Origin of the sequence: Methylophaga nitratireducenticrescens (assembly GCF_000260985.4) — a bacterium.
Lineage (GTDB): Bacteria > Pseudomonadota > Gammaproteobacteria > Nitrosococcales > Methylophagaceae > Methylophaga > Methylophaga nitratireducenticrescens.
In genome coordinates, this window is the sequence record NC_017857.3 from 2,348,570 (window position 1) to 2,362,500 (window position 13,931).

Annotated in this window: 9 protein-coding genes, 2 rRNA genes and 1 pseudogene; 1 reads left to right on the forward strand and 11 read right to left on the reverse strand. The window is 44.8% G+C overall.

Going from position 1 to position 13,931, the window contains the following annotated elements; genetic code table 11:
* Positions 1–32 precede the first annotated feature (32 nt).
* From Q7A_RS11135 to rho, 9 genes and pseudogenes are all read right to left on the reverse strand, one after another.
* The gene (locus Q7A_RS11135) at positions 33–1,328 is read right to left on the reverse strand and encodes an adenylosuccinate synthase (RefSeq protein WP_014707458.1); all 1,296 of its coding nucleotides are present in this window, start codon (positions 1,326–1,328) and stop codon (positions 33–35) included.
* A complete protein-coding gene (locus Q7A_RS11140) occupies positions 1,321–2,511 on the reverse strand; it encodes an ATP phosphoribosyltransferase regulatory subunit (RefSeq protein WP_014707459.1) in 1,191 nt (396 codons plus the stop codon). The genes Q7A_RS11135 and Q7A_RS11140 overlap by 8 nt, the downstream gene beginning before the upstream one ends.
* Before the next feature lie 5 nt (positions 2,512–2,516).
* Positions 2,517–2,714: a DUF2065 domain-containing protein gene (locus tag Q7A_RS11145; protein WP_041354576.1), complete on the reverse strand. Its 198-nt coding sequence runs from the start codon at positions 2,712–2,714 to the stop codon at positions 2,517–2,519.
* A complete protein-coding gene (gene hflC / locus Q7A_RS11150; RefSeq protein ID WP_014707461.1) occupies positions 2,711–3,583 on the reverse strand; it encodes a protease modulator HflC in 873 nt (290 codons plus the stop codon). The genes Q7A_RS11145 and hflC overlap by 4 nt, the downstream gene beginning before the upstream one ends.
* 2 nt (positions 3,584–3,585) lie before the next feature.
* Positions 3,586–4,794 carry an FtsH protease activity modulator HflK gene (gene hflK / locus Q7A_RS11155; protein ID WP_014707462.1) on the reverse strand — a complete coding sequence of 403 codons (1,209 nt, stop codon included), beginning with the start codon at positions 4,792–4,794 and terminating at the stop codon, positions 3,586–3,588.
* Positions 4,795–4,888: 94 nt separating this feature from the next.
* Positions 4,889–6,034, reverse strand: coding sequence for a ribosome rescue GTPase HflX (gene hflX / locus Q7A_RS11160; RefSeq protein WP_014707463.1), 1,146 nt, complete (start codon positions 6,032–6,034; stop codon positions 4,889–4,891).
* A gap of 28 nt (positions 6,035–6,062) precedes the next feature.
* Positions 6,063–6,272, reverse strand: a pseudogene (gene hfq / locus Q7A_RS11165) (RNA chaperone Hfq); the annotation flags it as partial.
* Positions 6,273–6,348: 76 nt separating this feature from the next.
* Positions 6,349–7,266, reverse strand: a complete 918-nt coding sequence (gene miaA / locus Q7A_RS11170) for a tRNA (adenosine(37)-N6)-dimethylallyltransferase MiaA (RefSeq protein WP_041355182.1) — start codon at positions 7,264–7,266, stop codon at positions 6,349–6,351.
* Positions 7,267–7,313: 47 nt separating this feature from the next.
* Positions 7,314–8,573, reverse strand: a complete 1,260-nt coding sequence (gene rho / locus Q7A_RS11175; protein ID WP_014707466.1) for a transcription termination factor Rho — start codon at positions 8,571–8,573, stop codon at positions 7,314–7,316.
* 249 nt (positions 8,574–8,822) lie between these two features.
* On the opposite strand from rho, the gene Q7A_RS11180 reads away from it, so the two are divergent.
* Positions 8,823–9,386 (forward strand): Slp family lipoprotein, encoded by a 564-nt coding sequence (locus Q7A_RS11180; RefSeq protein WP_014707467.1) that lies wholly within the window; start codon positions 8,823–8,825, stop codon positions 9,384–9,386.
* Between the two features lie 838 nt (positions 9,387–10,224).
* On the opposite strand, the gene rrf is transcribed toward Q7A_RS11180, so the two are convergent.
* Together rrf and Q7A_RS11195 are read right to left on the reverse strand one after the other, a co-directional pair.
* Positions 10,225–10,339, reverse strand: a 5S ribosomal RNA gene (gene rrf, locus Q7A_RS11190).
* Between the two features lie 85 nt (positions 10,340–10,424).
* Positions 10,425–13,745 (reverse strand): 23S ribosomal RNA (locus Q7A_RS11195).
* Positions 13,746–13,931: the final 186 nt, after the last annotated feature.

Below are 13,931 nucleotides of genomic sequence, written 5' to 3' on the forward strand. Positions count from 1 at the left end.
TGGAGGGCGTTTTATTGTATTTTTAGCTAATTTTACAGGCTGAATAAATCACGGCGAATAATAGTTTCACAACGATCCGGTCCTGTAGAAATAATATCAATTGGCACACCGGCCAGCTCCTGAATTTTGTCAATATAGTTGCGAGCATTTTCCGGTAAAGCATCAAATTGGGTAATACCCAAAGTGGAATCCTGCCAACCAGGCATATCGATATAAACCGGTTCACAACCTTCAAATTCATCTGCGCTCAGTGGTAAAACAGTTACGTCCTCACCGCTACGCTTATAACCAACACATAAACGAATGGTTTCCAGTCCATCCAAGACATCCAGTTTGGTTAAACATAAGCCCGTTATACTGTTGATCCAGCTGGCACGCTTTAAGGCTACCATATCCAACCAGCCACAACGGCGATCACGACCGGTTGTGGAACCTTTTTCATGACCCTTTTCAGATAGATGCTTACCGATGCCACAGCTTAATTCTGATGGAAATGGACCAGCACCTACACGAGTGGCATATGCCTTGGTTATACCTAATACGTAATCAATATGACACGGCCCTACTCCTGCACCTGTCGCGCTTCCACCTGCAGTGGTATTGGATGAGGTCACATAGGGATAGGTACCATGATCAATGTCCAGCAGGGCACCTTGAGCCCCTTCAAACATAACGCGATCGCCTTTGAGATAATACTGCTGAAGCATAGCTGGGACATCGGCAACCATCTGTAGCAACACATCACGCATAGCCAGGGTTTCATCACGTACTTTTTCAAAACTCACCGGTGCTGCTTGGTAATAATTAATCAAAGCAAAGTTATGAAAACTGACTACTTCACGCAGTTTATCCACAAATTTTTGCTCATTGGCAAGATCGCTCAGACGCAATCCCCTTCGTGCCACTTTATCTTCATACGCAGGACCAATACCACGGCCAGTCGTACCAATCGCATCTTTACCACGACGTGACTCTCTGGCAACATCAAGTGCAACATGATATGGCAGAATCAATGGGCAGGCAGCACTGATTTTCAGTCGTTGTCGAACCGGGATCCCATTCGATTCTAATTCATTCATTTCTTTGATTAATGCTTCGGGTGATAACACCACACCGTTGCCGATAAGACACTGAACATGCTCACGTAAGATACCGGATGGTATCAAATGCAAAATAGTTTTTTTACCTTCAATGACCAAGGTATGTCCTGCATTATGCCCACCTTGAAAACGTACTACAGCGGAAACGCTGTCAGTCAGTAAATCAACAACTTTGCCTTTCCCTTCATCACCCCATTGGGAGCCGATTACTACAATATTTTTAGCCACGCGTGTTAGTTCCTGTCTCGACCACTTGCCAGCGGCCATCTTGTTGAATCAATTTTTTTTCGCTTGGAGTTTTACTGCCAGGCAACTCAAATACGACAATATTGCCCTGTTCACGTAAGTTTGTGACCCATTCCAGTTGTTGTGGATCCATTGACCACACTGTCGATATGGTCTGACGCTTTTCAGTCGGCTTAGGAAAACGGGTCACCAGTTTTTTCAAATCCAGACTAAAGCCTGTCGCCGGTTGAGCATGACCGAAATCCTGACCGATATCGTCATATCGGCCACCAAGAGCAATCGCCTGTGCCGAATTTGATTGATATGCCGCAAAAACTACGCCGGTATGGTAGTGATAGCCTCGAAGCTCAGCCAAGTCGAAATTCAACTGGATGCCGGGTAACCGTTGTTTTGCCATCTCAGCCAGAACAACGAGTGTGTCGAGAGCATTTAATACTGAATCAGGTGCATCATGTAATATCTGTTTTGCTTTATCCAGTACACTGACATCACCGTTTAGTTCAGACAGAGCTGCCAACATACTTCTAGCCGTTTCAGTAATGGCATATCCTGATAATAAATTGAGTATTTCCGGCAAAGCCTTGCGTTGCATGGCAGAAAAGATTGCTTGCTCCTGTTCTTGATCTAATTCAGCGTAATCTGCCAATCCTCGATAAATACCAACATGGCCGATATCCAAAGAGATCGAACCGGTAGCACCACTAATCTCAAGCAGTTCGACCATAAGTTGGATACTTTCCATATCACTCTCAGGACCAGCGTGACCGTATATTTCAGCTCCTAACTGGATAGGGTTACGTGAACTGGCTTGGCTGGCAGGTAATGTATGCAATACGCTACCGATATAGCAAAGACGTAATATCTCTGCATTATTGCGTAATCGATGAGCAGCAATTCGCGCAACTTGAGGCGTCATATCGGCACGCACTCCAAGCAACCTGCCAGATAACTGGTCGATCAGTTTAAAAGTTTGCAAATCAAGGGTTTTTGCAGTTCCCGTTAGTAAAGAATCCAAATACTCTATCAAAGGAGGTACAACAAGGTGGTAGCCCCAGCTTTGCATGCGATCAACTAATAAACGATGCATTCGTTCAAGTTGTGTAGCCTCTTCTGGCATTAACTCATCGATGCCCTCTGGGAGCAACCAACTTTCTTTTAGTGTCATGTAAATTAATTAACCCAGTATAAAATCAGCACGCCAGCGACCATGCTCAGCAACCCCGTTATACGTAGATGCTGATCTGTCATCGAAACAACCTGGAGCAACACTCGCTTTAATGCTGCGGGGTTTATAAATGGTAAAACCCCTTCAATAATCAACATTAATGCTGTAGCAAGCCAGAGGCTGTGAATCAGCGAATCATTCACTGCTCCAATGTATTCAGGTCACTAAAACTGCTAAAGAAGTCACCTTTGGGTTCAATGACCAGCATGTCTTCCCCTTGGAAGATATGCTTATAGGCCCCTAAACGGCGATAGAATGAATAAAAGTTTTCATTTTGACTGTAGGCATCCGCATAAATTTGGGTTGCTATTGCATCACCTTCACCTCGCAACATTTCAGACTGGCGATTGGCTTCTGCTAAAATAACAGTACGTTGTCTATCTGCATCTGAACGAATTTTTTCCGCTTCTTCTGCACCGCGTGATCGTAAATCTTTCGCTACCCTTTCACGTTCAGCTTCCATCCGTGTATAGACTGATGAACTGACTTCAGTGGGCAAGTCAATACGTTTAATACGAACATTAACGACTTCAATGCCAAACTCATTTGAAATCCGGTTTGCCTCATCCATCAAACCACTGACCATTTCTGAACGTTCGCCAGAAACTACTTCCTGAATAGTCCGCCGTCCAAATTCGGCACGTAAACCGTCTTTAATGATTTGTGATATCCGTAATTTGGCACTTTCTTCATCTCCACCCATAGAGGTGAAGTAGTCGGCAACATTTGAAATTCGCCAAAGGATAAAAGAATCCACAATAACGTTTTTCTTTTCACCCGTCAGGTAACGTGCTGGAGTAGCGTCAAGACTGAGAATACGACCATCAAAACGACGAACCTCATTAACAAAGGGAATTTTGAAATGAATGCCCGGCTCAAAATCAGCATGCTCAATTTGACCTAAACGCAACAATATAACGCGTTCACGTTCATCCACAAAAAAGATAGCTGAACTCAGTGTGATCAATGCCAGAACAACAATAAAAATAATAGCAGTAAATTTAGAACTCATGATTAACGTCCTCCCCGACTACGCGATCCATCCTGAGCAGAGGAATTTGTGGTGGATGTAGTGTTGTTATTAGTTGCCGGATAATTCAGGTTATTTAAATCCACTCGAGGAGCACTATTACTGCTGCTACGCATTCTATCCAAAGGCAAATAAAGAACATTGTTTCCACCACTATCAATATCTACCATCACTTTCTGACTGCGGCTGTAGACTGACTCCATAGCATCAATATAGAGACGTTCCTGGGTTATTAACGGGGCTTTCTCATATTCGGTCATAACCTGAACAAAACGGCTGGCTTCACCATTCGCTTTTGCAACCACCTGACTCTTATAAGCTTCGGCTTCCTGAATGTCACGGAAAGCCTGTCCACGAGCTCGAGGAATAATATCATTTGCATAAGCTTCGGCTTCATTTTTCTGTCTGACTTCATCTTCACGCGCTTTGACCACGTCTGCAAAAGCTGACTGAACCTGCTCAGGCGGTTGAACATCCTGCATACTGACACTGGTAACTGTCAAACCGGTAGCATGTGCATCCAGCATGGCTTGCAAGCGTTGTTCAGTACGGGTGGCAACTTCACTCCGTCCCTCAGTTAATACAAAGTCCATTGTCGATTGACCAACAACTTCACGAACGGCACTTTCCATCATTTGACGGAGAATGGTGTCTGGAGTACGCACATTAAAAAGATATTGCGCCGCATCGTTAATGCGATATTGGCCAGCGATCTTTAAATCCACAATATTTTCGTCATTGGTCAACATCAAAGACTCAGACAAAACATTGCTTTCTGGTCTGCCTCCTGCTGAACGATAACCAATCTCAACTGAACGTATTTTGGCAACATCGACCACCTCAACCTTATCTATTGGATAAGGAAAATGCCAATGAGGACCAGGCATGGAAGTGTGACTGTACTGACCAAAGCGTAAAACGACACCACGCTCAGCAGGTTCGACAATGTAAATGCCGGATAACAACCACACCAATAAGATAATAGTGGCGATTAAGCCTGCACCAATAGATCCGGCTTTATTGTTACCTTCTGGCGGTTGAGAATTATTCCCACCACCTTTGCCGCCAAACATCCCGGCAAACTTACGCTGTAGATTTTTTACTACTTCATCCAGATCAGGGGGGCCTTCATTGCCGCCACCACGCTTACCCCATGGGTCTTTATCACCACTACCGGGTTCATTCCAAGCCATGCACCGCTCCAAAATTTAATTTATGATTTTCAATGTCGAAACCGAATGAATCTATTTTACGGACATGGTTGCCGATAGCAACCAAAAGTCCGTTTTAATTGACTGATTCAATCGCTGAGAGTTGCTCAGGAAAATATTCTTGTAATGCCATCCTCAGTAGATCCAGGCCTTCGCCTATTTGCGCAGAAAGCCAGATACGACGTATTTTTCCTTGCTGATCCCGTTCAATTTTTGGCTGAACATTTTCCAGGCGATCAATTTTGTTATAAATAATCAATTGCGGTAACTCGTCAGCACCTATCTGCTGCAGAACATCGTCTACATGTTTCATCAACTCATCCCTGTCGAGGGCAGCTGCGTCTACAACATGTAATAGCAGAGAAGCATCCCGTGTTTCTTCCAAAGTGGAACTGAAAGATTCAACTAAATCATGCGGTAACTGGCGAATGAATCCGACTGTATCAGCAATTATCAGTGGTTCCGTATCTGCTAATCTTAATCGACGCAATGTAGGATCCAATGTCGCAAACAAACGATCATCAGCATACACATCAGAAGCCGTCATTCGATTAAAAAGCGTTGATTTACCTACGTTGGTATAACCCACCAAAGAAACAACAGGTATCCCCGAACGTTGTCTGGAACGTCTTCCCTGATCTCGTTGTGAGCGGACTTTATCAAGACGCTTTTTAAGTGACTTTATTCGTTGCCCAAGCAGCCTTCTATCTGTTTCTAATTGTGTTTCACCGGGACCACGTAAACCAATACCACCTTTTTGTCTTTCCAAGTGAGTCCATCCACGAACCAGCCGGGTGGAAAGGTGCTGCAATTGTGCGAGTTCAACCTGGAGTTTACCTTCATGCGAGCGGGCTCTTCGAGCAAAGATGTCCAGAATCAGGCCGGTACGGCCTAATACCCTGCACTTTAACCTCTGTTCAAGATTTCGTTCCTGGCTGGGGGATAGTTCGTGGTTAAAAATCACTACAGCAGCGTCATTGGCTGCTACAAGTTCAGCTATTTCTTCTACCTTGCCAGAACCGGCGAAGTACTTTGAATCAGGACGCTGACGTTTGCCATGTACTACGGCTGATATATTGGTACCTGTTGAATTAACCAGTTCGAGGAACTCCTGTTGTTTTTCATCAAAACCCCGATCATTAAAATCAAGGTGAACTAAAACAACTGATTCCTGTTCGGAATTCTCTTCAAATGCTGCATTGCTATCAGGCCGATCAAACAATCAATAAACTCCCTTATTCTTCTTGGGTTATCTGAACATTTCTTGCAGGCACAATAGTCGAAATGGCATGTTTATAGACCATTTGATTAACTGAATTCTTCAGTAAAATTACAAATTGATCGAAGGAATCAATCTGGCCCTGTAGTTTAATACCATTTACCAGATATATTGAAACTGAAACATTTTCTCGACGTAATGCATTTAAAAAAGGATCCTGCAAGGATTGGGCTTTAGCCATTGTCGACTCCATCGTTGTTATTATTGTTAAAACTTCAAGTTGTATATTAGGCATTCTAAAAGGCTGCACAGAATCGTCAAGCATTATCGGATTCAGCCAGCTTGTAACATATAAAATCCAATACCTGCTGTTCTGGTAAATCTGTACCACTGTCAAACCAGACACCATCTTTTTGGGCTCTTAACCAAGTCAGCTGACGTTTCGCCATTTGCCTTGTAGCAATAATTGCTTTTTCAATAAAGGTGGCTTCGTCATACTCTGCGCGCAGAAAAGACCATGCCTGTCGGTAGCCTACAGCACGAATTGATGGCAATCCTTGATGCAAATCTTCACGCCGATACAGTTTTCTGACTTCATCAATAAATCCGGCTTGCATCATTGTTTCGTATCTTTTAGCGATTCGTTGATGAAGAATTTTTCGATCGAAAGGCGATAGAATTATTTTTATGACTTCATAGGGCAATAAAAAATCTGAATCTTTGGTTAATTCAGTCAATGATTTTCCAGAAATCTCATAAACTTCCAAGGCACGTAATAATCTTTGCGGATCATTATTATGAATACGTTTTGCCGAAACAGGATCTATTTCTGCCAGCCGATTATGCAAATACGTCAAGCCAAATTGCTGAAGCTCATTCTCCAGTTTTGACCGGACTTGGGTGTCAGCTTCTGGTAAGTCTGCAATGCCATATTGTAATGTTTTAAAATACAGCATTGTTCCACCAACCAATAATGGAATTTTTCCCCGTTGCGAGATATCAGCCATTAACGCCAACGCTTCCTGACGAAATCTTCCCACAGAATAGGCCTCTGTAGGATCCAGAATATTCACCAGGTGATGGGGATACTTCTGCAGAGTCAATGCATCCGGTTTGGCTGTGCCAATATCCATTTGTTTATAAACAAGAGCAGAATCCACACTGATAATTTCTACGGGTAGATTCTGAGCCAGAAATAGTGCCAGATCTGTTTTACCTGCGGCCGTCGGACCCATTAAAAAAATGGCTGGAGGCACAGCTTGACCAGACAACAAATCGATAATTACCCTTGCTTCATTGAGTCAAAAAACTCAACATTGGTTTTGGTCGATTTTAGCCTATCCATCAGAAATTCCATTGCTTCAATAGGTTCCATTGGAGCCAGAATCTTACGTAAGATCCACAGCTTCTGAAGATCTTCTTCATTAGTCAGTAATTCTTCACGGCGTGTGCCTGAACGCGTAACATTAATCGCAGGATAAATACGACGATCAGCCAATTTCCGTTCAAGTAACACTTCCATATTACCTGTGCCTTTGAATTCTTCGAAAATAACCTCGTCCATACGTGATCCTGTTTCAATCAGGGCCGTTGCGATAATGGTTAAACTTCCACCTTCTTCTATATTTCGGGCCGCGCCAAAGAAACGTTTGGGACGTTGCAGAGCATTTGCATCGACACCGCCAGTAAGGACCTTCCCGGATGAGGGTGATACTGTATTATATGCACGCGCTAAACGGGTGATTGAATCTAACAGAATAACGACGTCATGCTTATGTTCTACAAGGCGCTTCGCTTTCTCAATGACCATTTCTGCAACTTGCACGTGTCGTGTTGCCGGTTCGTCAAAGGTACTTGAGACAACCTCTCCTCTTACAGAACGTTGCATCTCTGTGACTTCTTCCGGACGTTCATCAATCAATAATACAATCAGATCGCTTTCAGGATAATTTGAGGCGATTGATTGAGCTATTGATTGCAAGATCATGGTCTTGCCAGATTTTGGTGGCGCGACAACCAAACCACGTTGCCCTTTACCAATTGGTGCAGCCAAATCGATAATACGAGCTGTCAAATCCTCAGTACTGCCATTGCCGCGCTCAAGATTAAATCTTTCATTGGCAAACAATGGCGTGAGGTTTTCAAATGGGACTTTGTTACGGGAGTTTTCTGGTTTTTCGTAGTTGATCTCATCAACTTTCACTAGAGCAAAATAACGTTCACTGTCTTTAGGTGGACGAATTTTACCTTTAATGGTATCACCAGTTCTTAAGTGAAATCGGCGGATTTGGCTGGGTGAAACATATATATCATCAGGTCCAGCTACATAGGAGTCTTCAGGTGAACGTAAGAAGCCAAAACCATCCGGTAATAATTCTAAAACGCCCGTAGTGTAGACGTCATCCCCTTGTTTGGCATGTGCTTTAACAAGTGCAAATATTAGTTCTTGTTTTCGATTACGGGCAAGGCCCTCAAGATTCATGGAAAGTGCAAGTTCCATTAATTCAGCAGCGGACTGCTTTTTCAGTTCTGTCAGATTCATGTATTACCTAAAATGGGTTTTAAAATCAGGATTACCTTGGATGCGCGCGGGGAGCGCGATTATATGAAGTATGGGAGGTTTAACCAGAAAATTGTCAGTAAGATTATCAGTATTTATTAAAATCGTCCAGCACTTTTAGGAAAAAACTCCCTAAATATATAAACACCTTCGCTAATAGTCTATTTATGAAACTTATACTACATTGGTTTTGTTCTAAATAGGTAAAATCAATTTTCAAGGGTTCAGCCAATGAAACAGATGTCTGCATTTTCCGTGATAAGTTTTGTACTAGTTTTACTGTCAGGTTGTAGTAATATCCCAAAGCAAATCACGACCGCTCCGAGTAACGATCTACAACTTAACGAAATCCAGGGACATATTGAAAACTTTGCTAATCAGAATGTTCGCTGGGGTGGTGAAGTAGTCAGTGTGGAAAATAATAATGATGCATCGATTCTGCAAATTGTTCAATATCCACTTAACCATTACGGTAAACCAATTATAAATCACTCAAGTGATGGCCGTTTTCTGGCAAAAACAACAGAATTTATTGATCCTGTTGTTTACAAAAAAGGAACCTTACTGACTTTTACCGGCACACTAAATGGAGAGGATACAAGAAAAGTAGACCAGAAAGAGCTGATCATGCCTGTATTAGAAGTTTCATCGATGTATAAGTGGCAACCGTATCAGCCGATTCAGCGAGATCCTTTTTATGATCCGTTCTTTTATAACGGTTTTTATCCCTATTATGGTTACCACAATAGATATTGGCACCATCCACGATTTGGTTATCCTTACTATTATTGGTAAATAGATCAAGTTCTATGAAAGATTTATTTTTTGGCACATCAAATAAATATTAGAAAGGTCTCGTGTCATTAAACGGAGCCTTTTTTGTCTTCAAATGGTTAACTTCTAACTCACATGAATATCACTCAATATGCCTGATATCGACTTGGTGTTTTATGTAAAAGCCCGACATTTATTTACAGGGAGTTGATGTGTGCCTAGAGCGCATAAGCGGTTATCGTTAACCTACTTTGATGAAGTGCCTCCATGCTCTTCATCCTTCGGACGCCTGGCGGCGTCCATTATCGCTTATCTCCATGGACGGAGTGTATGCAAAGCAATGTCTGGAACATTGCATGTCCTGGCGATAATGTCACATGGGGTGTTCCCATGCTCAGGCAGGATTAAAGCCAACCTTCAAGACAAAAAAATACCCGGGCCTTTATGAGGACCGGGTATCGTTTTATATTAAAGCCTGGCAGTGACCTACTTTATCAGCCACCTCCCTGTGGCTGACCCTTCGGGCTCGCTTCGCTCATGCAAAAACGCTTATCTCCATGGATGGAGTGTATGCAGAAGCAATGCTGGGAGCATTGCCTGTCCTGGCGTTTTTGTCACTCCGTTCAAGTAGGTCACACTATCTAAACTTCAAATAATAAAAAAGGCCACCCTGAAGAAGTAGTTTGTGCATTGACCTACTTTGACTGAGCCCATCCATGGGCTCAGCCCTTCGGGCGCCTGACGGCGTCCAAAAACACTCCCGGTGTTTTTGTTTTCCCGATTCAAGACAGAACAATTCCAAACCTCAATACAAAAAAAAGAGCCCATCCGATTGGATGAGCTCTTTTTTTGTATTAAAGCCTGGCAGTGACCTACTTTCACATGGGAACTCCCACACTATCATCGGCGCTGAGCTGTTTCACTTCTGTGTTCGGGATGGGAACAGGTGGTGCCAACTCGCTATGGCCGCCAGGCATAACTGGCTGCTTACTTTTCGGGTAAGCTAATTCGGGAAGTAAAGTATTGGTTCTTATGCGCGCCCAACTTACTTGGGGTTATATGGTCAAGCCTCACGGGCAATTAGTATTGGTTAGCTTCATACATTACTGCACTTCCACACCCAACCTATCAACGTAGTGGTCTTCTACGGCCCTTCAGGGACTTAAAGTCCAGGGAAATCTAATCTTGAGGGGGGCTTCCCGCTTAGATGCTTTCAGCGGTTATCCCGTCCGTACATAGCTACCGGGCAATGCCATTGGCATGACAACCCGAACACCAGGGGTACGTCCACTCCGGTCCTCTCGTACTAGGAGCAGCTCCTCTCAAATTTCCAACGCCCACGGCAGATAGGGACCGAACTGTCTCACGACGTTCTAAACCCAGCTCGCGTACCACTTTAAATGGCGAACAGCCATACCCTTGGGACCGGCTACAGCCCCAGGATGTGATGAGCCGACATCGAGGTGCCAAACACCGCCGTCGATGTGAACTCTTGGGCGGTATCAGCCTGTTATCCCCGGAGTACCTTTTATCCGTTGAGCGATGGCCCTTCCATTCAGAACCACCGGATCACTATGACCTACTTTCGTACCTGCTCGACGTGTCTGTCTCGCAGTCAAGCACACTTTTGCCATTGCACTAACCGTATGATGTCCGACCATACTTAGTGTACCTTCGTGCTCCTCCGTTACTCTTTGGGAGGAGACCGCCCCAGTCAAACTACCCACCATACACTGTCCCTATTCCCGATAAGGGAACGAGGTTAGAACTCCAAACATACCAGGCTGGTATTTCAAGGTTGGCTCCACGCAAACTGGCGTTCACGCTTCGATGCCTCCCAGCTATCCTACACAAGTAGGTTCAAAGTTCAGTGCAAAGCTGTAGTAAAGGTTCACGGGGTCTTTCCGTCTAGCCGCGGGTATACGGCATCTTAACCGCAATTTCAATTTCACTGAGTCTCGGGTGGAGACAGTGTGGCCATCGTTACGCCATTCGTGCAGGTCGGAACTTACCCGACAAGGAATTTCGCTACCTTAGGACCGTTATAGTTACGGCCGCCGTTTACCGGGGCTTCGATCAAGAGCTTCTTCCGAAGAATAACCCCATCAATTAACCTTCCGGCACCGGGCAGGCGTCACACCCTATACGTCCACTTTCGTGTTTGCAGAGTGCTGTGTTTTTAATAAACAGTCGCAGCCACCAGTTCACTGCAACCCTCTTCAGCTCCACGAGCAAGTCGCTTCACCTAACAAGGGCACACCTTCTCCCGAAGTTACGGTGCTATTTTGCCTAGTTCCTTCACCCGAGTTCTCTCAAGCGCCTTAGAATTCTCATCCCATCCACCTGTGTCGGTTTGGGGTACGGTCGTTTGTTACCTGAAGCTTAGAGACTTTTCCTGGAAGCCTGGTATCAGTTACTTCGTCTCCATTGAGACTCGTCATCATGCCTCAGCTTAGCGCTACGGATTTTCCTATAGCACACGCCTACACACTTAAACCAACATATCCAACAGTTGGCTAACCTAACCTTCTCCGTCATCCCATCGCAGTAACAACCGGTACAGGAATATTAACCTGTTTTCCATCGACTACGCATTTCTGCCTCGCCTTAGGGACCGACTCACCCTGCTCCGATTAGCGTTGAGCAGGAAACCTTGGATTTTCGGCGAGGGGGCCTCTCACCCCCTTTATCGTTACTCATGTCAGCATTCGCACTTGTGATATCTCCAGCAAGCTTCTCAACTCACCTTCACAGACTTACACAACGCTCCTCTACCATGCCGTGCATCTTTAAACCAACTCGTTTTAGCGCTTTCTCCACCCCTACCAACTTAACGTTCGGGAGGGCTTGGTCGCTTTCAGCGACAAGCGTAAATCAGTTTAAAGATGCACGGCATCCATAGCTTCGGTATATGGCTTAAGCCCCGGTACATCTTCCGCGCAGGCCGACTCGACTAGTGAGCTATTACGCTTTCTTTAAAGGGTGGCTGCTTCTAAGCCAACCTCCTAGCTGTCTGTGCCTTCCCACCTCGTTTTCCACTGAGCCATAATTTTGGGACCTTAGCTGATGGTCTGGGTTGTTTCCCTTTCCACGATGGACGTTATCACCCACCGTGTGTCTCCCATGATTGCACTTCTCGGTATTCGGAGTTTGCATGGGGTTGGTAAGTCGGGATGACCCCCTAGCCCAAACAGTGCTCTACCCCCAAGAGTGAGTCATGAGGCGCTACCTAAATAGCTTTCGAGGAGAACCAGCTATCTCCTGGCTTGATTAGCCTTTCACTCCGATCCACAGTTCATCCCCGCATTTTTCAACATACGTGGGTTCGGCCCTCCAGTTAGTGTTACCCAACCTTCAGCCTGACCATGGATAGATCGCCAGGTTTCGGGTCTAATCCATGCAACTAGTCGCCCTATTAAGACTCGGTTTCCCTTCGCCTCCCCTATTCGGTTAAGCTCGCTACATAAATTAAGTCGCTGACCCATTATACAAAAGGTACGCAGTCACCCCATCACTAAGCTACCTCTGTTTGTTTTGGAGTTGGGCTCGCTCTCGCTCGCCACCTCAAAACCGCCTCTTTACTCTCTAACGTAAATTGACTGCTTGTTTTGGGGTTGGGCTCGCTCTCGCTCGCCACCTCAAAACCGCCTCTTTACTCTCTAACGTAAATTGACTGCTTGTTTTGGGGTTGGGCTCGCTCTCGCTCGCCACCTCAAAACCGCCTCTTTACTCTCTAACGTAAATTGACTGCTTGTTTTGGGGTTGGGCTCGCTCTCGCTCGCCACCTCAAAATCAAAGGTATTTTCGTTTCCCACCACTAAAGCAGCTTAGTGATGGGGCTCCTACTGCTTGTACGCACACGGTTTCAGGTTCTATTTCACTCCCCTAAACGGGGTTCTTTTCGCCTTTCCCTCACGGTACTAGTTCACTATCGGTCGATAAGGAGTATTTAGCCTTGGAGGATGGTCCCCCCATGTTCAGACAAGGTTTCTCGTGCCCCGCCCTACTTGTCGCAAGCTTAGTACCTTTAACGCCTTTTCGTGTACGGGGCTATCACCCTGTATCGCCAAGCTTTCCAGCTCGTTCCACTAAAACGTTAAATATTACTTGCAGGCTGTTTCCCGTTCGCTCGCCGCTACTAGGGAAATCTCGGTTGATTTCTTTTCCTCCGGCTACTTAGATGTTTCAGTTCGCCGGGTTCGCTTCATTAAGCTATGTATTCACTTAATGATACATACCCAAGGGTATGTGGGTTGCCCCATTCGGAGATCGCAGGCTCAAAGCTCGTTTATCAGCTCCCCTACGCTTTTCGCAGATTACTACGTCCTTCATCGCCTCTTATCGCCAAGGCATCCACCATGTGCGCTTATTCACTTGACCATATAACCCGAAATAAATTGAGTTATATGTATTTGCTACATAAGTTTCTTTACGTGCATTATTGCCGTGTCTCACGACAACACAATAATGCGCCTTGTTTACTTTACTTCCCGTTTTGTTAAAGAGCAGTGTATTAAACACTTTATAATCAACTTAAACTCAAGTTCACTATGAAGTATTCATTCA

What these genes read in the sequence shown, in the direction of transcription:
- Q7A_RS11140 (WP_014707459.1), bottom strand. Translation starts at nt 2,511, where the DNA reads ATGACACTAAAAGAAAGTTGGTTGCTCCCAGAGGGCATCGATGAGTTA.
- hflC (WP_014707461.1), bottom strand. Translation starts at nt 3,583, where the DNA reads ATGAGTTCTAAATTTACTGCTATTATTTTTATTGTTGTTCTGGCATTG.
- hflK (WP_014707462.1), bottom strand. Translation starts at nt 4,794, where the DNA reads ATGGCTTGGAATGAACCCGGTAGTGGTGATAAAGACCCATGGGGTAAG.
- miaA (WP_041355182.1), bottom strand. Translation starts at nt 7,266, where the DNA reads ATGGGTCCGACGGCCGCAGGTAAAACAGATCTGGCACTATTTCTGGCT.
- rho (WP_014707466.1), bottom strand. Translation starts at nt 8,573, where the DNA reads ATGAATCTGACAGAACTGAAAAAGCAGTCCGCTGCTGAATTAATGGAA.
- Q7A_RS11180 (WP_014707467.1), top strand. Translation starts at nt 8,823, where the DNA reads ATGAAACAGATGTCTGCATTTTCCGTGATAAGTTTTGTACTAGTTTTA.